This window comes from Variovorax atrisoli, from assembly GCF_014195185.1.
Taxonomy (GTDB): domain Bacteria; phylum Pseudomonadota; class Gammaproteobacteria; order Burkholderiales; family Burkholderiaceae_C; genus Variovorax; species Variovorax atrisoli.
Map to the genome: position 1 here is coordinate 815,241 of NZ_JACIBG010000002.1, position 23,447 is coordinate 838,687.

At 63.9% G+C, this 23,447-nt stretch carries 18 protein-coding genes; 11 read left to right on the forward strand and 7 right to left on the reverse strand.

All coding sequences use genetic code 11. The features are described from left to right. The first annotated feature begins 15 nt into the window (after positions 1-15). From FHY06_RS10650 to FHY06_RS10660, 3 genes are read left to right on the forward strand one after another with little or no spacing between them, the layout of a single operon-like run. Complete coding sequence (locus FHY06_RS10650; protein ID WP_019656869.1) at positions 16-1,542, forward strand: D-arabinonate dehydratase; 1,527 nt, start codon at positions 16-18, stop codon at positions 1,540-1,542. A gap of 32 nt (positions 1,543-1,574) precedes the next feature. Beyond that, positions 1,575-2,507, forward strand: a complete 933-nt coding sequence (locus tag FHY06_RS10655; protein ID WP_184604842.1) for an SMP-30/gluconolactonase/LRE family protein — start codon at positions 1,575-1,577, stop codon at positions 2,505-2,507. 3 nt (positions 2,508-2,510) lie between these two features. Next, positions 2,511-3,569 (forward strand): malate/lactate/ureidoglycolate dehydrogenase, encoded by a 1,059-nt coding sequence (locus FHY06_RS10660; protein WP_184604844.1) that lies wholly within the window; start codon positions 2,511-2,513, stop codon positions 3,567-3,569. Positions 3,570-3,578: 9 nt separating this feature from the next. Here FHY06_RS10660 and FHY06_RS10665 read toward each other — a convergent pair whose 3' ends face one another. The 4 genes from FHY06_RS10665 to FHY06_RS10680 form a co-directional block, all read right to left on the reverse strand. Beyond that, positions 3,579-4,478, reverse strand: coding sequence for a DMT family transporter (locus tag FHY06_RS10665; protein ID WP_184604846.1), 900 nt, complete (start codon positions 4,476-4,478; stop codon positions 3,579-3,581). Positions 4,479-4,663: 185 nt separating this feature from the next. Beyond that, positions 4,664-5,317: a nucleoid occlusion factor SlmA gene (gene slmA, locus FHY06_RS10670; protein WP_019656865.1), complete on the reverse strand. Its 654-nt coding sequence runs from the start codon at positions 5,315-5,317 to the stop codon at positions 4,664-4,666. A gap of 68 nt (positions 5,318-5,385) precedes the next feature. Then, the gene (argB, locus tag FHY06_RS10675; protein ID WP_019656864.1) at positions 5,386-6,279 is read right to left on the reverse strand and encodes an acetylglutamate kinase; all 894 of its coding nucleotides are present in this window, start codon (positions 6,277-6,279) and stop codon (positions 5,386-5,388) included. Positions 6,280-6,463: 184 nt separating this feature from the next. Beyond that, entirely contained in the window at positions 6,464-7,561 is a 1,098-nt protein-coding gene (locus FHY06_RS10680; RefSeq protein WP_093207307.1) for an MraY family glycosyltransferase, read from the reverse strand. 45 nt (positions 7,562-7,606) lie between these two features. Here FHY06_RS10680 and FHY06_RS10685 point away from each other — a divergent pair, with 45 nt between their 5' ends. Next, entirely contained in the window at positions 7,607-8,356 is a 750-nt protein-coding gene (locus FHY06_RS10685; RefSeq protein ID WP_019656862.1) for a glycosyltransferase family 2 protein, read from the forward strand. Between the two features lie 21 nt (positions 8,357-8,377). Here FHY06_RS10685 and FHY06_RS10690 read toward each other — a convergent pair whose 3' ends face one another. Beyond that, positions 8,378-9,361, reverse strand: a complete 984-nt coding sequence (locus tag FHY06_RS10690; protein ID WP_184604849.1) for a glycosyltransferase family 2 protein — start codon at positions 9,359-9,361, stop codon at positions 8,378-8,380. Positions 9,362-9,371: 10 nt separating this feature from the next. Then, the gene (locus tag FHY06_RS10695; protein WP_184604851.1) at positions 9,372-11,147 is read right to left on the reverse strand and encodes a glycosyltransferase family 2 protein; all 1,776 of its coding nucleotides are present in this window, start codon (positions 11,145-11,147) and stop codon (positions 9,372-9,374) included. A gap of 306 nt (positions 11,148-11,453) precedes the next feature. Here FHY06_RS10695 and FHY06_RS10700 point away from each other — a divergent pair, with 306 nt between their 5' ends. From FHY06_RS10700 to FHY06_RS10710, 3 genes are read left to right on the forward strand one after another with little or no spacing between them, the layout of a single operon-like run. Continuing rightward, on the forward strand, positions 11,454-12,872 hold the full coding sequence (locus tag FHY06_RS10700; RefSeq protein WP_184604853.1) for a mannose-1-phosphate guanylyltransferase/mannose-6-phosphate isomerase: 1,419 nt from the start codon (positions 11,454-11,456) through the stop codon (positions 12,870-12,872). Continuing rightward, complete coding sequence (locus tag FHY06_RS10705) at positions 12,869-13,672, forward strand: ABC transporter permease (RefSeq protein WP_019656858.1); 804 nt, start codon at positions 12,869-12,871, stop codon at positions 13,670-13,672. Before FHY06_RS10700 ends, FHY06_RS10705 begins: the two co-directional genes overlap by 4 nt. A gap of 3 nt (positions 13,673-13,675) precedes the next feature. Further along, a complete protein-coding gene (locus FHY06_RS10710; protein WP_093178336.1) occupies positions 13,676-14,377 on the forward strand; it encodes an ABC transporter ATP-binding protein in 702 nt (233 codons plus the stop codon). Positions 14,378-14,380: 3 nt separating this feature from the next. Here FHY06_RS10710 and FHY06_RS10715 read toward each other — a convergent pair whose 3' ends face one another. Continuing rightward, complete coding sequence (locus FHY06_RS10715) at positions 14,381-16,537, reverse strand: glycosyltransferase family 4 protein (protein ID WP_184604855.1); 2,157 nt, start codon at positions 16,535-16,537, stop codon at positions 14,381-14,383. 65 nt (positions 16,538-16,602) lie between these two features. Here FHY06_RS10715 and FHY06_RS10720 point away from each other — a divergent pair, with 65 nt between their 5' ends. From FHY06_RS10720 to FHY06_RS10735, 4 genes are read left to right on the forward strand one after another with little or no spacing between them, the layout of a single operon-like run. Then, entirely contained in the window at positions 16,603-17,772 is a 1,170-nt protein-coding gene (locus FHY06_RS10720) for a hypothetical protein (RefSeq protein ID WP_221404190.1), read from the forward strand. Positions 17,773-17,775: 3 nt separating this feature from the next. Further along, a complete protein-coding gene (locus FHY06_RS10725) occupies positions 17,776-21,498 on the forward strand; it encodes a glycosyltransferase family 4 protein (protein WP_184604860.1) in 3,723 nt (1,240 codons plus the stop codon). A 53-nt stretch (positions 21,499-21,551) separates the two neighbouring features. Then, positions 21,552-22,589 (forward strand): GDP-mannose 4,6-dehydratase, encoded by a 1,038-nt coding sequence (gene gmd / locus FHY06_RS10730; protein ID WP_184604862.1) that lies wholly within the window; start codon positions 21,552-21,554, stop codon positions 22,587-22,589. Further along, complete coding sequence (locus FHY06_RS10735; RefSeq protein ID WP_184604865.1) at positions 22,586-23,437, forward strand: GDP-mannose 4,6-dehydratase; 852 nt, start codon at positions 22,586-22,588, stop codon at positions 23,435-23,437. The genes gmd and FHY06_RS10735 overlap by 4 nt, the downstream gene beginning before the upstream one ends. Positions 23,438-23,447: the final 10 nt, after the last annotated feature.

The window sequence follows — 23,447 nt, forward strand, 5'->3', positions numbered from 1 at the left end:
AGGAAGAACACCACGATGACTCCCTACATCCGACTCCACCCCGCCGACGACGTCGTCATCGCGCGCTCGCAGCTGCTCGGCGGTGCCACCGTCGAAGGCGTGGCCGTGCGCGGGCTGATCCCGCCGGGCCACAAGATCGCGATGCGCGACATCGCGCAGGGCGAGCCGGTGCGCCGCTACAACCAGATCATCGGCTTCGCGAGCCGCCCCATCGCCGCTGGCGAGCACGTGCACACGCAGAACCTCGACATGGGCCCCGACAAGGGCGACTTCGAACGCGACTACGCCTTCGGCGCCGACGTGAAGCCCGCGCCCGCGAAGCGCGAAGCCACCTTCATGGGCATCCGGCGCGCCGACGGCCGCGTGGCCACGCGCAACTACATCGGCGTGCTGACCAGCGTGAACTGCTCGGCCACCGCCGCGCGCGCCATCGCCGACCACTTCTCGCGCAAGACCAACCCGCGGGCACTGGCGGCCTTCCCCAACGTGGACGGCGTGATCGCGCTCACGCACGGCACCGGCTGCGGCATGGACACGCAGGGCCTGGGCATGCAGATCCTGGAGCGCACGCTCACGGGCTATGCCACGCATGCGAACTTCGCGGGCGTGCTGGTGGTGGGCCTGGGCTGCGAGGCCAACCAGATCAACGCCTGGCTCGCGACCGGCCACCTGGCCGAGGGCGAGAACTTCCGCACCTTCAACATCCAGGACACGGGCGGCACGCGCAAGACGGTCGAGAAGGGCGTGGCGCTCATCAACGAGATGCTGCCGCGCGCCAACGCCGTGAAGCGCGAGCCCTGCAGCGCGGCGCACATCACGATCGGGCTGCAGTGCGGCGGCTCGGACGGCTACTCGGGCATCAGCGCCAACCCGGCGCTGGGCGCGGCGGTCGACCTGCTGGTGGCGCACGGCGGAACGGCCATCCTCAGCGAGACGCCCGAGGTGTACGGCGCCGAGCACCTGCTCACGCGCCGCGCGGTGAAGCGCGAGGTCGGCCAGAAGCTGGTGGACCGCATCAAGTGGTGGGAGCACTACACCGCCGTCAACGAAGGCGAGATGAACAACAACCCCTCGCCGGGCAACAAGGCAGGCGGACTCACCACCATCCTCGAGAAATCGCTGGGCGCGGTCGCCAAGGGCGGCACCAGCAACCTCGAGGCGGTGTACGAATACGCGGAGCCCGTCACCGCGCACGGCTTCGTCTACATGGACACGCCCGGCTACGACCCGGTGAGCGCCACCGGACAGGTGGCCGGCGGCGCCAACCTGATCTGCTTCACCACCGGGCGCGGCTCGGCCTACGGCTGCGCGCCCTCGCCTTCGCTCAAGCTGGCGACCAACTCGGCGCTGTGGCAGCGGCAGGAGGAGGACATGGACATCAACTGCGGCGAGATCGTCGACGGCACGGCGTCGATCCAGGAGATGGGCCGGCGCATCTTCGAGCTGGTGCTCGCGACCGCATCGGGCGCGCAGTCGAAGAGCGAGCAGCACGGCTACGGCCAGAACGAGTTCGTGCCGTGGCAGGTCGGTGCGGTGATGTGAACCGAGCGAACCCATCGACGACGAGGAACTCCATGGCGACTCTCCCCTTCGGCTTCCTGGAAGGCACAGGCTTCGAGCAACTGGACCCGCGCTTCAAGGGCTGCGTCCCGGGCCCCGAGCGCGTGCAGCGCCTGTGGACCGGCGCGCGCTGGTGCGAAGGCCCCGCGTGGTTCGCGGCGCACCGCACGCTGGTGTGGTCGGACATTCCGAACAACCGCATGCTGCGCTTCGACGAGGTCAACGGCACGGTGGGAACCTTCCGCGAGCCGTCGGACAACACCAACGGCAACACGGTCGACCGCCAGGGCCGGCTCGTGAGCTGCGAGCACCTCACGCGGCGCGTGACGCGCACCGAGCACGACGGCACGATCACCGTGCTGGCCTCGCACTGGAAGGGCAAGCGGCTGAACTCGCCCAACGACGTGGTCGTGCACTCGGACGGCGCCGTGTGGTTCACCGACCCGAGCTACGGCATCCTCTCCGACTACGAAGGCCTGAAGGCCGAGAGCGAGATCGGCGCGTGCCATGTCTACCGCATCGACCCGCAAAGCGGTGAGGTCGAGTTGATGGCCGACGACTTCGTCAAGCCCAACGGACTGGCCTTCTCGCCCGACGAGTCGCTGCTCTACATCGCCGATACGGGCGCGAGCCATGCGCCGGACGGTCCGCGGCACATCCGCCGCTTCAGGGTGGGCGCAGACGGCCGCAGCCTGGGCGGCGGCGAGGTCTTTGCCGAATGCACCAGCGGCCTCTTCGACGGCTTCCGCCTCGACACCGAAGGCCGCATCTGGACCAGCGCGCTCGACGGCGTGCACGCCTACCACCCCGACGGCACGCTGCTGGGCAAGATCCTGCTGCCCGAGCGCGTGGCCAACGTCTGCTTCGGCGGCCCCAAGCGCAACCGTCTCTTCATTTGCGCGACCACGTCGCTCTACGCCATCACGCTGAACGCGAAAGGAGCCTGATCCATGTCCCATACGCTCAAGGCCGACCACCTGCAGGCCACCGTCGCCCGCATCCTCGAAGCCGCGGGCAGCTCGCCCGCCGAGGCACAGCAGGTGGCGGCCAACCTGGTGCTGGCCAACCTGAGCGGGCACGACTCGCACGGCGTGGGCATGCTGCCGCGCTATGTCGACGCGGTGGCCGAAGGCGGCCTGAAGCCGAACGCCGCGGTGCGCGTGAACCTCGACATCGGCACGCTGATGGGCCTGGACGGCCAGCACGGCTACGGCCAGATCGTCGGCGTGCAGGCGATGGAGCTGGGCATCGCGCGGGCGAAGCAGCACGGCAGCTGCATCTTCACGCTGTCTCATGCGCACCACCTGGGGCGCATCGGGCACTTCGCGGAGATGGCGACGGCGCAGGGGCTGGTGTCGATGCATTTCGTCAACGTGCTCTCGCGGCCGGTGGTCGCGCCCTGGGGCGGCGGCGACGGGCGCTTCGGCACCAATCCCTGCTGCATCGGCATTCCCCTCGCGGGCGCGGAGCCCTTCGTGCTCGACTACGCGACCAGCCGCGTGGCGCAGGGAAAGATGCGCGTGGCGCACAACAAGGGCGAGCGCGTGCCCGACGGCTACCTCATCGATGAGAACGGCGCGCCGACCAACGACCCGGGCGTGGTGGTGGTGCCGCAGGGCAACGGCCTCTTCGGCGCGCTCATGACCTTCGGCGAGCACAAGGGCTACGGCATGGCGGTGGCCTGCGAGCTGCTCGGCGGCGCGCTCACCGGCGGCGGCACCTGGCACCGGCAGGCGGACACGGCACGCACGGTGCTCAACGGCATGCTCACGGTGCTGATCGATCCGGTGAAGCTGGGCACGCAGAAGTCCTTCGACGAGGAGGCCCGGGAGTTCGTCGGCTGGCTGCGGCAGAGCCCGCCCGGACAGGGCTTCGACGAAGTGCAGATCGCGGGCGAGCCGGAGCGCAAGGCGCGCGTGGCACGGCGCAAGGAGGGGATCTGGGTGGACGATGCGACGTGGGGAGAGATCGTCGCGGCGGGGGCGAAGGTGGGCGTGCAGGTCTCGTAGCCAGCCAGCCTACGGACGGGCGCTTCGCGCCTTCTGGCCGAGCACGAGCGCGATGCCGCCCAGGATCGCGATGGAAGCCACGGCCAGCCGCGGCGTGATCGCTTCCGACAGGAACAGCACGCCGCCGAATGCGGCCAACAAAGGAACCGACAGTTGCACGGTGGCGGCGCGCATCGCGCCGAGGCGCCCCAGCACCGCGTACCAGACCGCATAGCCGAGCCCCGAGGTCAGCGCGCCGGAGGCGACGGCAAGCACGAGCCCCATCGCATCGGCATGCACATCGGCATGCGCCTCGACTGCGAACACCAGACTCAGCGCCAGTGCCAGCGGCAGGGCCCGCGTGAAGTTGCGCGCGGTCGCGGCCAGCGGATCGGCCACGCCCCTGCCCCGCAGCGAATACACGCCCCAGGCCACGCCTGCGGCCGCCATCAGCAGGGCGCCCAGCGGCGGCGGAGCGGCGATCCCCGGCGACACCAGGTAGACCAGCCCGCCGACCGCCATGGAAAAGCCGAACCATCCGGGCGCCCCGAAGCGCTCGCTGCCGGATCGCAGGCCCGCGCCGAACATCGTCAGCTGGACCGCGCCGAACAGGATCAGCGCTCCCGTACCCGCCGACAGGCTGAGGTAAGCAAAGGAAAAGAAGGCGACATAGCCGAACAGCATGACGGCCGCCAGCCAGTCGGCGCGGACCGGCGGACCCGACGAAGCGGCCGGCTGCGCCCTGAGACGCACGAGGAGCCCCAGCATGAGCGCGCCCGCCAGGAGCCTGACGCTGCCGAAGCTCGCCGGGTCGATGCCCCTGCGCTGCAGCGCGAGCCGGCAAAGCAGCGAATTTGCGGCAAACGCCAGCATGGCGATCGCCGTGAGGAGGATGGTCCGCAGGCCGTCGCCGCGCGTCGCGTCAGGCATGAGCACGCACCCGCGAAGAGCGAGGCTCCATCGGACACAGGCAAGCTACCGCGCCATGGCTCATGCGACCTCCGTGGAGGCAACCGCGAACATCGGCCTGCCGCCAGGACTGGCGGCAATGGCTGAACGATGCTACTGCGCCGGAGGCGCTCGGTGCGAGCCTGCCGGCGCCCTGCGGGCTACCCCTATCGGACGATCAGCGCGATCGTCGCTTCCAGGTGCTCGGAAGGCGCGCGGCGGAAGCCCGAGCGCGCGAAGCGCTGCAGCTGCCCCACCACGAAGGCGGTGAGCGCCGCTGCGCGCACCTGCGCGTCGACGCTGGGCGTGGCCGAGCCGTCGGCCGCGGCGGCCCCGCGAAGCACCTGGCGCAGCGTGGATTCGATCTTGTCGAAGAACTGGTTCATGCGCTGCTGGAGGCGCTCGTTCTCGTAAACCAGCGCGTCGCCCACCATGACGCGGGTCATGCCGGGATTGCGCTCTGCGAACTGCACGAGCAGCGTGAGGATGCGGGCGGCCTGCTGGGCGCCGGTGGCGCCCTCGCGCTCGAGGATCTGGTTGACCAGCGTGAAGACGCTCTGCTCGATGAAGTCGATCAGGCCCTCGAACATCTGAGCCTTGCTCGCGAAATGGCGATAGAGCGCGGCCTCGCTCACTTCGAGCCGCGCGGCCAGCGCGGCAGTGGTGACCCGCTCGGCGCCCGGCTGCTCCAGCATGGAGGCGAGCGCCTGCAGGATCTGCACGCGCCGCTCGCCCGGCTTGGGGCGCTTGCGCGCCGGGGGAGTGGTCGTTTCCGCAGGAGTCTCTACGCCGGAAGCACTGGTCGTCTCTTCGTTCTGCATGGGAGCGCGTGCAAAGATGTAATCAATTGATTCTCGCACAGCGCAGTGAGCGCGCGCCCACGCCGGCCTCAACGGGCGCGGATCATCGTGCCGTAGGCCTGGTCGGTCAGGATCTCCAGCAGCATCGCGTGCGGCACGCGGCCGTCGATGATGTGCACCGCGTTCACGCCGCTCTTGGCCGCGTCGAGCGCACCTTCGATCTTCGGCAGCATGCCGCCGGAGATGGTGCCGTCGGCGAACAGGTCGTCGATCTCGCGGGCGCTGAGGTTGGTGAGCAGCTTGCCGTCCTTGTCGAGCACGCCGGGCGTGTTGGTCAGCAGCATGAGCTTCTCGGCCTTGAGCACGGTGGCCAGCTTGCCGGCGACGACGTCGGCGTTGATGTTGTAGCTCTCGTTCTCCTCGCCGAAGCCGATGGGGCTGACCACCGGGATGAAGGCGTCGTCCTGCAGCGCCTTGACCACGCTGGGGTCGATGGAGACGATGTCGCCGACCTGGCCGACGTCGTGGTGCACGTTGGGATCGTTGCGGTCGGCCATCTTGAGCTTCTGCGCGCGGATCAGGCCGCCGTCGCGACCGGTCAGGCCCACGGCCTTGCCGCCGGCCTGGTTGATCAGGCCCACGATGTCCTGCTGCACCTCGCCGGCCAGCACCCATTCGACGACTTCCATGGTCTCGGCGTCGGTCACGCGCATGCCCTGGATGAAGCTGCCCTTCTTGCCCAGGCGGTTGAGCGCCGCCTCGATCTGCGGGCCGCCGCCGTGCACCACCACCGGGTTCATGCCCACCAGCTTCAGCAGCACCACGTCTTCGGCGAAGTCGGCCTGCAGCGCCGGGTCGGTCATGGCGTTGCCGCCGTACTTGATGACGATGGTCTTGCCGTGGAACTTGCGGATGTACGGCAGCGCCTGGGCCAGGATCTCGGCCTTGTCGCGCGGGGGGATGTTGAGGACGGGGTCGGTCATGGGCGGTCAGGCTCCAAAGCGGTGGACGATCAGGTGAGGCTCAAATTCTCGCGCAATCCCGGTGACAGCCGACTGACTGCGCGGGCAACACCGTGGAGCCGGCCTTGCCGGGCCACCGGTGTTGCCCCCGGGCGAGGGGTTGGCGCGGCGACACGAAGTGCGCGAAGCCTGGGGGCGTGCCTGTTCACGGCCGCAGCCAGCGCGGGACCTTGAAGCGCACGATCATCAGGTACGCCCCCACGTAGGTGGTCACGAACAGCAGGCAGAAGAACATCAGCACGATGGTGTTGTTCCAGAACAGCACCGCCGGCACCACCGACAGGGCCGCGAACATCCACAGGTAGGGCGAGGTGCGGTTGTTGCGCGCCAGCAGCTGCCGGGCCTCGTCGTCCGCGAAGGCCACGCGCACGATGCGTCGGAAGATCAGCTGGTGGAAGTGCAGCGCGTCGGCCGTGCCGGGCGACTGCCCGCGCGCCAGCTTGCGGTAGATGGAGAACAGCGTCTCCCACACCGGGTAGATCAGCAGCAGCATCGGGAACCACGGCGACACCACGCGGTGGCGCTGCACCAGCGTCACGCAGGCCACGGCGATCACCATGCCCCAGACGTAGGCGCCGCCGTCGCCGGCGAAGATCTTGCCGCGCGGGTAGTTCCACACCAGGAAGCCGAAGGTGGCGCCGACCAGGCAGATCACCATGGCGGCCAGCTGCCGGTCGCCCACCTGCAGCGCCACGTGCGAGATCGCCAGGCAGACCAGCACCGCGACCGTGCCCGCGAGCCCGTTGTAGCCGTCGATGATGTTGAAGGCATGAGGCAGCCCGCCGATGGCCAGGGCCGCGAAGAGCACGGTGGCGTAAGGCACCATCGCCAGCCAGCCGTCGACCGTCTCGAAGCCGGTGCGCGCCACGCCCAGCCCCAGCAGCCAGCAGACCAGCAGCGCCGAGCCGATGGTCAGCCCCAGCCGGTAGCGCACCTTCACGCGCTGGGTGACGTCTTCAACGATGCCGCCCAGCACTGCCGGCAGGATGCACACCAGCGTGAGCATCGAGGTCGTGACCGGCCAGGAGACATTGAACGGATCGGTGCCGGTGATGCCTGCGGCCAGCCAGGCCGCCCCCATGCCCAGCAGGATGCCCGCACCACCCAGGCGAGGCACGTGGCCCTTGTGGAAGCGCTGGGGCATGTCGGCGCCGTAGAGGCGGGCATGCCGCCGTGCACGTCGCATGAACACCTGGACCGAGAAGGCGGCGACGAAGAAACTGATGACGATCAGAGCAATCATGTGTGGGGTTTGGGGAACCCTAGAATTCCCGGGCGAAATTAGACCATGCCCACGCCCCCCTCCTCCCGCCATCCCATCACCATTTCGATCGTGAGCCACGGCCAGCTCGCGCTGGTGCTGCCGCTGCTGGAGCAGTTGGACAGGTACAGCCGCGCCGTCATCGACAAGGTCCTGCTCACGCTGAACATCCCCGAGGCCGACTTGCTCGCCGGCCGCAGCTGGGGCTTCGAGGTGGAGCGGATCGAGAACGCGAGCGCCAAGGGCTTCGGCGCCAATCACAACCAGGCCTTCGAGCGCTGCGGCACCGAGTGGTTCCTGGTGCTGAACCCGGATATCCGCTTCGACAGCGACGTGCTGTCGCCGCTGCTCGCACAGGCCGCGCCCGACGCCGGCCTGCTCACGCCGCGCATCCTGGAGCCCGGCAAGACCGAGCCCGAGCCGCACCGGGCGCTGCTCACGCCGCTCGAGATCCTCGGAAGAAAGAAGCCCGGCTACGTGCGCCCGACGGTGCCGGCGTGGATTCCGGGCCTGTTCATGCTGTTTCGCAGCGAGGCCTACCGGCAGGTGGGCGGCTTCGACGAGAAGTTCTTCATGTATGGGGAAGACTTCGACATCTGCGCCCGCACCCGGCTCGCGGGCTGGAAGCTGCAGGTGGGCGAGAACCTGCTCGCCCGTCACGACGCGCAGCGCGAGAGCCACCGCAGCAGGAAGTATCTGTACTGGCACGTGACCAGCCTGCTGAAGGTGTGGCTTTCGGCCTCCTTCTGGCGATACCTGCGACTGCAGGGCCGCTAGCCGGCCCTTCGGCGGGGACGATCAGCCGCGCTCGAACACGTCCTGCACGATGGCCTGCTTGCCGCGGCCGAATCGCGCATAACGGCCGCGCGCAGCCTCCAGAAGGATCGGCAGCAGGCGCAGCGGACGCGCCGCCGGCAATCCGGCCCTGAACCGCTGGTGCGCGACCTTGGCGCGCTGCGCATCCAGGCAGCCCGGCCGCACGCGGTCACCGAGCTGCTGCAACCGCTGCAGAAGCGCCTCGGCACGGCGCAGCCGAGCCACATGCTTGTCGCCCCGTTCCACGAAAGCCTTCGCCACCTTCTCGGACAGCGTCAGCCGACGCGCGCCGATCTGGTTGTTGCCGTGCTGGCGGTAGTCGATGGTCGGCTCGGGCAACACGTCCATGCGGCCCGTGGCCGCGGCCACCGCGGCCAGCCATTCGTCATGCACCCACTCGGGGGAGAACGGCAGGGCCGCGTCGAGCAGAGTCCTGCGGAACATCGTCGTCGCGCCGGTCACGAGGTTGCGTCGCAGCAGCACGCCGAAGGCCTCGCCGCGCGCGATGGCCTCCAGCTCGGCTGGCTGCACCTCGAGCGCGTGGAAGAGCGTGGAACCCAGCGGCTTCAGATCGCCGTCGACCAGGCGCGCGTCGGTATGCAGCAGCAGCAGATCGGGCCGCGCCTCGAACTGCGCCACCATGCGCGCCAGCCTCCCGGGGTGCCAGACGTCGTCCTGATCGCACAGCGCAATGAGGTCGTGGCTGCAGGCGCGCACCGCCTGCTCGAAATTGCGGGTGACGCCCAGCGGCGGCGAGTTGCTGAACACGCGCAGCGCGATCCGGTCGGCCACGCCGCACTGCGCGAGGGTCTCGCGCACGACGGCGAGCGTGTCGTCGGTGGAGCCATCGTCGGACACGACGATCTCTTGCGGCGGCGGCTCCTGCGCGCAGATGCTGCGCAGCTGCTCGGGGAGATAGCGCGCGCCGTTGCGGGTGCAGAGGGCGACGGAGACCTGGAGGGGCATCGGACCTCGATCAGACCGGCGCCAGGCGGGGGGGCCAGGCGTAGCTGAAGTCCTCCCGGGCCAGCATGAGGTTGGGGCTGTAGGCAGGGTCGTTCTGGATCAAGTCGCCCCATCGCTTGTGCATGTAGGCCGCCTCTTCCTGGAACTGGGCCTGCTTCTGCGGCGAGACATCCTTGGCGCGGGTCGCGGATTCGTGGTGGAACAGCTCTGCATAGGGCGTCCACACGTTGCGCAGGCCAATCTCGCGCAACCGCAGGCAGAAGTCGATGTCGTTGAAGGACTCCTTCAGGTGGACCTCGTCGAGCCCGCCGACCTCCAGGTAGTGGCTCTTGCGAATGACGAGGCAGGCTGCGGTGACGGCAGAGAGCGACTGGATCAGCGCCGCTCGCCCGGCATAGCCTTCGCGGCCCATCGGCATGCGGCGATGCGAATGGGCGGCAATGCCGCCTACGCCGAGGATCACGCCCGCGTGCTGCAGCGTCCTGTTCGGGAACCACAACCGCGCGCCCACCGCCCCGACGCCCGGCTGCAGCGCGAGACTGACCATCTCGCTGAGCCAATCAGGCGTGATGACTTCGATGTCGTTGTTGACCAGCGCCACGAGTTCGCCGTCGGCCACCGCCACGGCGCCGTTGTTCAGCGCCGCGTAGTTGAAGTCGCGGTCATCGCGCAGCACGCGGACCTTGGGATTCTCGGCGGCGATACGCTTGAACCAGGCCAAGGTGTCCGGATCATCGGAGCCGTTGTCGACGATGATGATCTCGTAGTTCGAATAGCTGGTCTTCTCGAGGATCGACTGCACGCACTGCCGCGTGAGCTGCAGCGCGTTTCGCGTGGGGATGATCACCGAAACCAACGGTAAGACATCGGGCAAGGCGTAATGCACGCGATAGCCGAAGTCGAGGTGCTCGGCCGTGGCCCGCACGCCGGTGCGCTCGAAGTGCTCGTTCAGCGCCCGCTCGCCCGCGATGGCAGCGTAGGGCTTGGCATTCATCGACTTGGCCGTGCTTTCGACGTGCACGCGCCAGTGATACAGCACGCGCGGAATGTGGCGGATCTGGCCGGGCTCGACGCGCTCCATGCAGCGCAGCACCAGGTCCCAGTCCTGCGAGCCTTCCATGCCCACGCGAAAGCCACCGACCGAGCGCATGAGCTCGGTCGAGAGCACGCCCAGGTGGCTGAACATGTTCTGCGAACGGAAGAGATCGACGTTCCAGTCGGACTTGAAATAGGGCCCGAAGCGGTGGCCGCCCTCGTCGACCTTGTCTTCATCCGAGTAGATCAGCTTGACGTCGGGGTGAGCAGCGATGCAGTCGGCCACCCAGAAAAGCGCATGGGCCGGCAGCAGGTCGTCGTGGTCCATGAGCGCGACCCAGGGGCCGGAGACCAGTTCGAGAGCGCTGTTGGAAGCCGCCGAGATATGGCCGTTCTTCGGGCGGAACACCACCTTGATGCGCGGGTCGCTCTCGCTGTACGACTTGAGGATCTCGCGCACCTCTGCCGAGGGGGACGCGTCGTCTGCGATGCAGAGCTCCCAGTTGGGGTAGATCTGTCCGCGTACCGACTCGATCGCTTCACGCAGCCAGGCCGGGTTGGGGTTGTAGGTGGGCATCACGACCGAGATCAGTGGCCGGTCCTTCATCGCTGCCACGCGCTGCCCGATCTTCCCGCGCAACTCGGGCGTCAAGGTGTCGTAGCGCTGCACCCACTTCGTATAGTCGTTGTAGCCCCCGAAACGCCGGCCCAGCTCCCAGCGAATGCCTGGCCAGCCCGACTTCCGGAACATTCGCCATGCCCGCTGCACGCGCCCCATCATTCCGGGGCCTTGCCAGAGTCCGGCTAGGCCGAGGATGAATCGATAGACAGATTTCATAAAGAGATTGGGCGCCCCGCGCGGCAGGCGGGCGGAGCCTTGAGGAATAGCTGAATCGGCCGAGGCGATGCCCAAACCTGGCGTCGCGGGCCTTGCGGGAGGGGATTATCTGCGCAACCAGCAGCCGCAAGGAGCGCCGAAACCGGCGTTTCGTCCGCCCGGCAAGGTCCCGCGGAGGGCACCCTTAAAATTGGCCGGTTAAAAAGCTAAAGGAAAACGATGAGGTTACTCTCTGTGGTGCTTTCGGGAGGCGCCGGTTCCAGGCTCTGGCCTGCTTCGCGCCAGGCCTTTCCCAAGCCTTTCATGAAGCTCGGCGACTCCACCCTGCTTCAGCAAGCCATAGAGCGGGGTCAGGCCTGCGGCACTGGCGACCTGATGATCGTCACCAACAAGGACCATCTGTTCCTTACCCGCGATGTGCTCCAGCAGATGAGCGACCCTCCCGCGACAAGCTTTCTGCTCGAGCCCAAGGGCCGGAACACCGGCCCGGCCATCGCCCTGGCGGCGCTGCAGTGCGCCCGCCAGTTCAGCGGCGACACCGTGATGCTGGTGCTCTCGGCCGACCACCTGGTGCCCGACGTGCATGCCTTCGTGGCCAGCGCGACAGAGGCCTTCCGCCTGGCGCAGGAAGGCAATCTCGTCGTCTTTGGTGTGAGCCCCACGAGCCCCGACACCGGCTTCGGTTACATCGAGGTCGAACATGTCTCGCGCGAGAGCCAGGCAGTCAAGCGCTTCGTCGAAAAGCCCGACCTCGAGACGGCGCAGAACTACCTGGCTACAGGCCGCTACTACTGGAACAGCGGCATGTTCGCCTTCACGGCGGACACCATCATCGCTGCCCTGGAAAAGCATGCCCCGGAAGTGATCAGGGCGGCAAGGCATGCCCTGGAAACCTCCAAGGCTTCCGGCAACTCCGTCAACTTCGACCTGCACGCTTTCGGCCTTCAGCCGGACATCAGCATCGACTACGCGGTGTTGGAGCATGCCTCGAACGTCCATGTGGTACCCGCGAAGTTCAGCTGGAGCGACGTGGGTTCCTGGCCTGCCGTGTCCAATGCGCTGACGCCTGATGCCAGCGGCAACACCCTGCCCGACGACGTTGTCGCACTCGACACTACAGGCACGCACGTGCAGGTCGAAAGCTACGGCCCGAAAGTCGTAGCCACCATAGGGGTTCATGACCTCGTGATCGTAGACACACCCGACGCCCTGCTGGTGCTTCACAAGGACAGCGCGCAAAAGGTCAAGAAAGTAGTCGACGTGCTCAAGGCCCGGAAGCACGAGACGGTGCACTTGCCTCCGGTGGTCCATCGTCCGTGGGGAACCTATGCCTCGCTCAAGGAGGAAGAAGGCTACAAGGTCAAGCGCATCACGGTTCGCCCCGGCGAGGCACTGTCGCTGCAATATCATCACCAGCGCGCCGAACATTGGGTTGTGGTGCAGGGCCAGGGCATCGTGCAGATCGGGGAAGTCGAGCATCAGACCTTCCCGGGGCAATATCGCTACATTCCCCTCGGGGAGAAACACCGCCTGACCAACACCGGCGAAGAAGAGCTGGTGCTCATCGAGGTGCAGTGCGGTGGCTACCTTGGCGAGGACGACATCGTCCGCCTCGCAGATACCTACGGCCGTACATGAGTCAAGTCCACTCCAATCTTCATCGAAGCGCCCTGTCCGACTGGTGGCAGGGCACCCGCCGCACAGACATCTGGTGGACACTCGCCTGGTTCGACATCGTCCTGCGCTACCGTCGATCCATGCTCGGGCCGATGTGGCTCACGCTGAGTATGGGCGTGATGATCGCCGGCATGGGTCCGCTCTACAGCTCCCTGTTCGGCACCGAGCTTTCCCGGTTCTTCCCGCACCTGGCGCTGGGCATCATCTTCTGGGGCTTCTTCTCCAGCATCGTGACGGACGCCTGCAATGCCTTCATCGGCTCGTCCAACTATCTGAAGCAGGGCTACTTCCCGATCAGCCTCTTCGTCTGGCGCAGCCTTGCGCGCAACCTGATCCAGTTCGCTCACCAGATCGTGCTCTACATCCCGGTGGCCATCTGGGCTGGCGTCTCGCTGTCATGGTCGGTGCTGCTCGTGCTGCCGGCCTTTGCCATCCTGATCATCAATGCTCATGCGCTTGGCCTGCTGCTGGGGTTGATCTGTACGCGCTACCGCGACGTCACCCAGATCATCACCAGCGTGATGCAGATGCTGATGTTCCTCACGCCCGTTTTCTGGCTGCCCGAGAACCTCCCCGGTCGCGCCAAGTACGTGCTGTGGAATCCCTTCGCGCAGATGCTCGATCTGCTTCGCACGCCCCTGATGGGCGGCACCGCGCACATCCACAGCTGGATCGGCATTCTGTTCTGGACGGCGGTCTGCCTGACCCTGGCCATCCTGATTTTCTCGAAGTACCGTCGCCGCGTCGTCTACTGGCTCTGATCCATGGCTTTCATTTCCCTCAAGAACGTCGCCGTCAACTTCCCGATCTACGGGGCCGGTGCGAACTCGCTCAAGAAGACTCTTGCAGCCTCGGTGACTGGCGGCCGCTTCGGCAAGGAGACCGGTGTTACCGTGGTGCAGGCGCTCAGCGGCATCAACCTCGAACTCAAGAGCGGGGATCGGCTCGGTCTGGTCGGCCACAACGGGGCGGGCAAGTCGACCTTGCTTCGCACCTTGGCCGGCGTCTACGAGCCGTCGTCCGGCGAGTTTGCACGGCAGGGCTCGGTGGCCAGCCTGATCGATCCGTCGCTCGGCATCGAGATGGATGCGACGGGCGTCGAAAACATCATGCTGCGTGGGCTCGTGATGGGCATGAGCAAGAAGGAGATCGACCGCCTGACGCCCGACATCTGCGAGTTCAGCGGGCTGGGCGAATACGTCAACATGCCGGTGCGCACTTACTCCACCGGCATGATGATGCGCCTCGCTTTTTCGATCTCGACCAGTGTCGAGGCCGACATACTACTCATGGACGAGTGGCTGTCGGTCGGCGACGCCGAGTTCACCGAAAAGGCGGAGAAGCGGATGCGGGACGTGGTCTCGAAGTCAGGCATCCTGGTGCTTGCCTCGCATTCGCCCGAACTGATCGCCAAGGAGTGCAACCGCGTGATCCACCTTGAACACGGGCGGATCGTCGAGCAGTAGCTTTCAGCGCTTTGCGCGCAGCAACGCCTTGATCTCCTCGATACGTGCCTTGATCCTCCGGCCTGCGGCTTCCAGCGAAAGATTGGCCTCGGCGCTCGCCTTGGCGTGGGCACCGAGGTCACGCCCCCATGCCTGGTCGTCGTAAAGAAGTCGCATGAGCCGCGCCGCGTGCTCTACCGACGGCTCAGCCCATTCGAGATCGGCATCGTAGGGGGGTATAGGCTTGCCGAGCTTCACGAGTTCGTAAGGCACCAGCAAGCTGTTGCTATCGTTCATGAAATCGACATTGCCCGAGAAATTGGTGGCAATCACCGGCTTTCCCATGAGCATGGCTTCAGCCATCGTGAGGCCAAGCCCCTCGCTGCGGTGGAGCGACACATAGGCGTCGCAGGCGTGCATGAGCGAGAGCACTTCATCAGGGCTGAACACCTGGTCGATGATCTTGATGTTCGCGCCGACGGCGGCATCACGCAGCTTCCGCAACTCCGCCGGATGCCGATCGCCGAATGAAGTCTTGAGGACAAGTGAGACCTTGTCGTCCTTTCCGAAAGCAGCCTTGAAAGCGCGGATCAAACCCAACGGGTTTTTGCGCTCCATGACGCTCACCATGTGGAAGGTAAAGAGAAAGGTATATCGCTCCTCGTCCAGCCCGAAATCACTGCGTCCGCGGACCTCGAACGGAGTCAGACGCACCCCAGGAAATAACGTACGAACCGGCAGGGCCAAACGTTCGCGCAACCCGTGCGCAATGAATTCCGTGGCCGTCCAGACCTCGTCGACCTGTTTCGCGCTCTCGATCCAGGCTTCGGGGATCGAGTCGAACTCCCAATACCAATAGGCAATTCGATAGGTCCGGGGCGAACGACCGGCCAGGTCGGCCCTGACGTAGGCCTCCGGAAAAAAGGGCTCGGGCTGCACATGAAGCAGGGTGATGTCGTGCACCTCGAGGCCGCCAAAATCGGCGTGATGAGGGTCGTCCCTAGCGTCCGTTCGTACGTCGCGCAGCGAGGTGTCCACACCAACACTTGCTAAAGCATCGGCGATCGATTCGACAGAGACGCGCAGACCGGACGGATAGCAGAAATGTCCGATGATGTTCAGGCCTGGTTTCAGCAGCGATGCCAGCACTGCCTGCACGTCCAACTGCTGGCACCAATGGCGAGCCACAGCGGTCAACCCGGCGTCGTCGGAAAAGGCCAACCATTGAAGCAGCGCACGTGCCTGGTCGTGATCGGAAAGCGCCAATGGATACCTGGACTGCCAAGCCGCTCGCGCGCCGTATCCGAGACGGATTTGCAGCGCCGGCTCATACCAATCAAACGAATCGTCGACGCCGAGCAACTGAGGATCACCACCATATTGCTGCACGAACCAAACAACAAAGCCTGGCCAGCCGAAAACTGTCAACGCATCCGGGAACAGTACTTGCCAACTGGCCGTGAACAGATAAGCACGCGCCAACTCGCCGCGAGGGTTCTCCGCTGCTTGCATGAACAGCCACAGAATTTCTTCGGGCCGTAGTTCGCTCTCGAACTCACTCCAAGCATGCTGCATGAACCACCCGAAAAGGCTGTACTGCCCTGCCGGCGTCAGTCCGTGAGGCAGAACCTCCCGAACACGTGGCTCTGCCATGAAAGCCTGCCGCGCTCGCGCGGCGAAGTCCTCCGAAAAAAGCTCTGCGAGATGTGGCTGCGAGCTCGGCGCAAGACCTGTGTCTTGCGCCCCTTCGTCGCTTTCAAGCCACGCTAGGAAAAAATTTCTTTCTGCCGGCGCGGACAAAGCATGGGGAAACCTCCCATACAAATCCCTACGCTTTCGCAACAAGTCCAGGCAAAACCGCGCAGCCGTCCATTTGTTGGACACAGCCTCCGGAGTGAGGGAAGCCGGAGCCGGCCATTGCAGACCGGCGGCAGCGGACAAGGCGGAATCGCTATACAGATCGAGAGGCGGCATGAACGCAGTGGCGTCACCCCGTGCAATCGCCTGCTGGCGCGTGCGCTCCCTCTCGATCAAGGCACTTAACGAGCGCGCTTTGCGTTCTTTGGCTGCCCGTTCCCTCAGGAAGCGGAGCCGCTCAGGCATGCGCCACGGCGTGATCAGCCAAAAGGCCGCCTTTGGAACTCGTCGCACGTTTCTGCGCAGCGAATCTAGCCCTGTCATTTGTTATGTACTTTCACTAGCAAACGTAACTTCTTCTCGATGGTGGGGCATCCGGAGCGCTGATCATGCCCAAGAATGCGCCATCCTGCCTCGTAAAATCGAAAATAGCAGCGGATCGGAGCAGTCCATGTTTTTCTGGAAACAGCCGAGGTTTGCACCGACCAGCTTTTTGCACACTCATTGTCAGTTCCATGGCGTTCATTTCATACGCGCAAAACTTTGAAGACGGCCTGCTCTGGCGCGCCCTCGGGCATGTTCCGAAGGGAACATATATCGACGTGAGTGCGCAGCCCCCCATGATCGATCCGGTCGGCAAGGCCTTCCACGAACTTGGCTGGCGGAGAATCCATGCGGAGCCGGCTCATATGCTGCCGATGAAAGTCGCTTTCGCATCGCTCGCGGGGCAGCCGGTGCACTGGCTGAAAATCCATGCAGATAGTCTGGAGGAAGCCGTGCTGCGCGGCTGGGATAGCGAAGCACTTCGCCCATGGGTCCTCGTCATCAAGACGACAGAAGCCATATCGGCGCAAACTCGCCCACAGGGCGTAGAAGGCCTCCTAATGGGGGCCCGTTACAAATTTGCTTGCACCGCCGGCCTGTGTCGCATCTACGTTGCGGCCGAGCACCCGGAGCTGATGCCGGCTTTCTCTTCGCCGCCCGACGTGTTGAAAAACGCAGAGACACACGAACTCCATGCGACGATCCAATCCCTGCGAGCGGAAGCCACTAGGACGCAGGCCAGGGAACAACAATTGCGGTATGAAGTCCAGACGCGGATCCGACATGAAGCGAAGTTACGCGCAGCACTGAAGCTGGCCGAGGCTCAACAGAGGCATGCACAGCATCGACTCGACGCCATGTTGAACAGTTCCTCCTGGAAAATCACCGCCCCCATGCGATCCGCCAGTACCTTGCTCCGCAGACTGCGCAATGCAGTTCGGGAAGATCGCCTTAAGAGCGGCATCAAGCGGCGCATCAAGGCGGTGCTGCAAAGCGGCGCATCGGCCGCCGCCAAACACCCGGCTTTGAAGCGCAGCCTCCATGCCGGTCTGCAAGCCCTGCCTGCCTTTATGCAACGGCAGCTTCGCAGCGCGGTTGGCATGCCGACGACGATCGCCGCCGAAGCGGCCTCGAACGCGCTGCCTCCCACGCGCCCCCTGAACATCAACGACCTGACTCCTGCCGCTGCCCAGATCTATGCGGCCTTGAGCGAAGTGCATATCCAATCGAAATAGCCCATGAGAATCGTCATCGACCTGCAGGGTGCCCAAAACGAGAGTCGTTTTCGGGGAATCGGCAGGTACAGCCTTGCGCTGACTCAGGCCTTGGCACGAAACGCCGGGGATCATGAAATCCTGATCGCACTGAACGGCAGCTTCCCTGACACGATCGAGCCTTTGCGTTTCGCACTCGACGGCCTAGTGCCGCAAGACAACATCCGAATCTGGCGCTCCGCATCTCCAGTGGACGTCTTGCGACCGGGGAATAAAGCACGCCGCGCGATCTCAGCTCTGATCCGCGAAGACTTCATCGCGAGCCTGCAGCCGGACATGGTGCACATCACCAGCCTGTTCGACGGACTCGGCGACGAGACTGTTTGCACGGTCCCTCCCCGATTTGAGACAGCGCCGACGACCGTTAGCTTCTACGACGCCATACCGCTGATCTATCCGGACCAGTACCTTGCCCCCAACCCCGCATTCGAGGCTTTCTACCGGCGCCAGATCGAACACCTGAAGCGAGCCGACTTGCTTTTGGCGATCTCGAGTTCCGCTGCGAATGAAGCGAGGCAATACGTGGATCTGCCTGGCGAGCGGGTGGTATCGATTTCCTCGGCCGCAGACGGAATCTTCACGCCGGGGGACACCTCGCCTGCGGATCGGTTGCGCACGAGGAGCAGGTTCGGTATCGCCAAGAATTTCATCATGTATTCGAGCGGGGCAGACGAGCGCAAGAACCATGTTCGGCTCATCGATGCTTTCTCGAGGATGGCTCCTGGTGTGCGGGCGCAATACGCGCTTGTCTTTGTCGGAGGCATGCCCGCCGACCGGGAAAATCACTTCCGCGCACACGCAATCAGCCAGGGACTGGGCCCAGATGAGTTTTTCGTCACCGGTCGCGTGAGCGACGAAGATCTCGTTGCGCTGTACCGCGCGTGCAGATTATTCGTCTTTCCGTCGATTTCCGAGGGGTTTGGATTGCCGGCCCTGGAGGCCATGGCATGCGGAACACCGACCATCGCCTCCAACACCACAAGCCTACCGGAGGTGATGGGTCGCCCGGAAGCGATGTTCGACCCTCTGGACGTGGACGCACTGGCTCAGAAAATGAGCGGCCTTCTGTCGAATGACGCAGCCCTCGCCAGTTTGAGAGCCGACGGATTGAGCCAGGCGAGCAAGTTTTCCTGGGATCGGACGGCAAAGAGCGCACTGCAAGCAATGGAGGGCCTCCACATGGTCCGCCGCTCGATCGTTGGACCATGCGGGGCGGACCTCGTCGCCGAAGTAGCCGATGTGGTCCGGACCTCCGGCGAACTTTTGAGTTCGGACGATCTTCTTGTCGTTTCCCGCAGCCTCGCAGAAAGAGCCGCGGCCAAGGCGGCCCCGCCGCTCAAGCAACTGCTCGTGGACATTTCCGAAGTCGTGAAAAGCGACGGGAAGTCGGGAGTGCAGCGGGTCGTTCACGGCGTGCTGCGAGCACTGTTCGCAGCGCCGCCTCCAGGCTTTCGAATCGAGCCCGTGTACTCGGGACCGGAAGACATCGCATTTCGTTACGCGAGGCGTTTCGTGCGCGACAACCATGTCGCTATTGAAGAAAACACGGATGCGCGGACACTCGGGGACGACGTGATCGAGACGCGTATTGGCGACATCTTTCTGGGACTGGACCTGCATCACGCCATCGTTCAGCGTCACGAATTTCTCGAGAGCCTCAAGCAGAGTGGCGTTCGGACCATCTTTGTCCTTTACGACCTGCTTCCGATTCACTTTCCACAGTACTTCTTCCGCGGCCTCGAGCGTCTTCATTCGCAATGGCTGCACCTGATCTGCCGTGCAGACGGCATTCTCTGTATTTCAAACGATGTTGCCCGAGATCTGCTGAATTGGCTGGACATCGAAAAGCCCAGAAGATTGCGCAAGCTGAATGTCGGTTGGTGGCATCTCGGCTTCGAGGAGGCCTCTGCGACTCAGGCCATGAACGACCCTGTCGTTGCAGATTTTCTTGGCACCATTGCAAAACACAAAAACATATTCCTCGCTGTCGGCACGGTCGAGCCGCGCAAGGGGCATTCGCAACTGCTCGCGGCATTCGAATTGCTCTGGCAAAAAAACATCGACACCTGCTTGGTCATCGTAGGTAAATGCGGATGGTCCGTCGACGATCTTGCACTGAAACTGCAGACGCATCCGGAACGGGGCACGCGGCTCTACTGGCTCGAAAGCGCCAGCGATGCGATGCTCAACGCGCTCTACAAGAAGGCCGATTGCCTTGTAGCGCCGAGTCTGGCCGAGGGATTCGGACTCCCCTTGATCGAGGCCGCGTCTCAGGGCATTCCAATCATTGCCCGGGACATCCCAGTCTTTCGCGAAGTCGCCGGAGAAAACGCCTTTTACTTTCGAGGCGAGGAAGCCGAACCGCTCGCGCGGGCCATCGCGGAATGGCTACAACTTAAGGAGCATGGCCGGCCGCCCGAGTCCACCGGAATCCCTCGGTTGACTTGGTCAGAAAGCACTCAGAAATTAAGAAAAATCGTCCTCGACGACGGCTGGCAATATGCGTGGAAGCCGAAGTCCCGGCTGTTCCTGGACGTGTCCACGCTTGTCCACACGGACGCGAAGACGGGCGTTCAGCGAGTCGTGCGCAGCCTACTTCAGAACCTGACCAAGGCGCCACCAAAGGACACAGCCGTATGCCCCATCTGGTTCGATGGCACGGAGTATCGCCACGCAAGCCGGCTTGCTTCCAGAATGTTTAGCGGAATCGATTCGGAGACGGCGGAAATCGCCGTAAAGTTCGAAGCGCACGATTGCTACCTCGCTCTGGACCTGAACCTAGACATGCAGCCTTCAATGGAGCCGCTGCAACTACGAGCGCGAGCACTGGGTGTCAGGATGTGGTTCGTCGTCTATGACCTGCTGCCTCTGCATCATCCGGACTGGTGGGCGGACGGAATGTCAGACAAGTTCAGCGCCTGGTTCGAAAGCTCCGCTCGGGTCGCGGACGGCTTCGCTTGCATCTCGGAAGCCACCGCCAACGATGTACACGTCGCCCTGGCCGACTCTGAGGCTTGCGAACGACGCATCCCGACGGTTCGCAGCTTTCACATCGGGGCCGACATCGCGGACAGCCTGCCCAGCACCGGTCTTCCCGGGAATTCGAGCGAAGTACTGGCGCAACTGCGAAAACAGCCCTCCTTCCTCATGGTTGGTACCATCGAGCCTCGCAAAGGTCATTCGCAGGCTCTGGCCGCCTTCGAACAGCTATGGGAGAGCGGTGTCGCCGCAAGCCTCGTCATCGTTGGCAAGACAGGATGGATGGTCGATGATTTTGTCAGGCGCCTCGCCAGCCATCCGCGTCTCGGTACGGGTCTGTATGTGCTGCAGGCCGCAAGCGATGAGTTCCTGGCCCGGATCTATACAGCTTGCTCCTGTCTGCTCGCAGCCAGCGAGGGTGAAGGCTTCGGCCTTCCACTTATCGAAGCAGCTCAGCATGGATTGCCAATCCTTGCTCGCGATTTGGCAGTGTTCGAGGAGGTTGCCGGCACGCACGCGTTTTACTTTCATGGAGACAAGCCCGGCGATCTGTCGGCAGCAATCAAGGAATGGCTGGCTCTGTATGCGCGTGATGCGCATCCCAAAACACACGCCATGCCGTGGCTGACCTGGGAACAGAGCGCGCAACAACTGAAATCGGCAATTGGCTTCAATAACACGACACAAAGCATGAACGGGCGTTGCTAGATCAGCGCTTTAGAGCTTCTTCACTTACCCCACTTCTTCAAATGAATTCAATCATGAAAAAAACAGCACTGGTTACTGGGATCACTGGACAGGACGGCGCCTATCTAAGCGAACTGCTGCTCCAGAAGGGTTACAAGGTCTACGGCACCTATCGCCGTACGAGTTCGGTGAATTTCTGGCGAATCGAAGAACTCGGCATAGATCAGCATCCCGACCTTCATCTGATTGAATACGATCTGACGGACCTGGGAAGTTCGCTGACTCTCATTCGTGATACGGAGCCCGATGAGATCTACAACCTGGCCGCGCAGAGCTTCGTCGGCGTGAGCTTTAACCAGCCTACAGCCACGGCTCAGATCACCGGCCTTGGCGCGTTGAACCTGCTGGAGGCGATTCGCCTGACCAATCCAAAGATCCGCTTCTACCAAGCATCGACCTCTGAAATGTTCGGCAAAGTCCAAGCTGTGCCGCAAATCGAGGACACACCGTTCTACCCGCGTAGTCCCTATGGCGTTGCAAAACTTTATGCGCACTGGATGACGATCAACTATCGCGAGAGCTACAACATTTTCGGTAGTAGCGGCATCCTCTTCAATCATGAAAGCCCGCTGCGCGGACGCGAGTTTGTGACACGCAAGATCACGGACTGCGTGGCCAAGATCAAGCTCGGCAAACTCGATGTTCTTGAACTTGGTAATCTCGACGCCAAGCGCGACTGGGGCTTCGCGAAGGAATACGTCGAGGGAATGTGGCGGATGCTGCAAGCCGACGAGCCTGACACCTTCGTGCTTGCGACCAACCGCACGGAAACCGTTCGAGATTTCGTGAGCATGGCCTTCAAGGGCGCAGGGATTGCCGTCGAATTCAAGGGTAGTGAAGAGAATGAATCGGCAGTGGACACGGCAACCGGCAAGACCGTCGTGCGCGTGAACCCGAAGTTCTATCGTCCGGCCGAGGTTGACCTGCTGATTGGCAATCCCGCCAAGGCGAAGCAGAAGCTGGGTTGGGAGCCGCAAACCACGCTGGAACAGCTGTGCCAGATGATGGTTGACGCCGACCTCTCCCGGAACGAGAAGGGCTTTTCGTTTTGAAGATCTTCCTGACTGGCGCAGCGGGATTCACTGGTCGCTACTTCGCCAAGCGCGCCACTGAGGCAGGGCATGCGGTGGTCTCGATGCAGGCGGATCTCATGAACCGGGAGGCATTGGAGCGCGAGGTGCTGGCGGTCGAGCCCGAAGCCGTGGTGCATCTTGCCGCCATCAGCTTCGTGGGACATGCCGACAGCAGCGCCCTCTACGCGGTAAACGTGGTCGGCACGACGAACCTGCTCGAGTCGCTCGTGCGGTTGCCCTTGCCCCCCCACCGCGTGTTACTGGCCAGCAGTGCGAACATCTATGGCAACAGCGAGCAGTCTCCACTGGCTGAAAGCCAGCCTCCTGCACCGGTGAACCACTACGCCATGAGCAAACTGGCGATGGAGCACATGGGCCGAACCTTCCGTGAGCGCCTGAACCTTGTGATCACACGGCCGTTCAACTACACCGGTCGCGGCCAAGATATCAATTTCGTCATCCCAAAGCTCGCCAGGCATTTCGCCGACAGGGCGCCGCGCATTTCTCTCGGCAATCTGGATGTGGAGCGTGAGTTCAACGATGTCCAGATGGTGTGCGATGCATATCTCTGTCTTCTCGAGTTCGGAACGCCCGGTGAAGCCTATAACGTGTGTTCAGGGCAACCTCATACGTTGAGAGAGGTGATCGGGTGCTTCGAGAGACTCACGAATCATCGAATGGATGTAGAGATCGACCCAGCGTTCGTCCGGAAGAATGAGGTGCACCGCCTGTGCGGCGACCCCGGCAAGCTCAATGCACTTATGCGCAACTGCGGTATGGAAATCAACCCACCGACCCTGCAGGAAACATTGGCAAGAATGCTGTGAGCCTTTGACA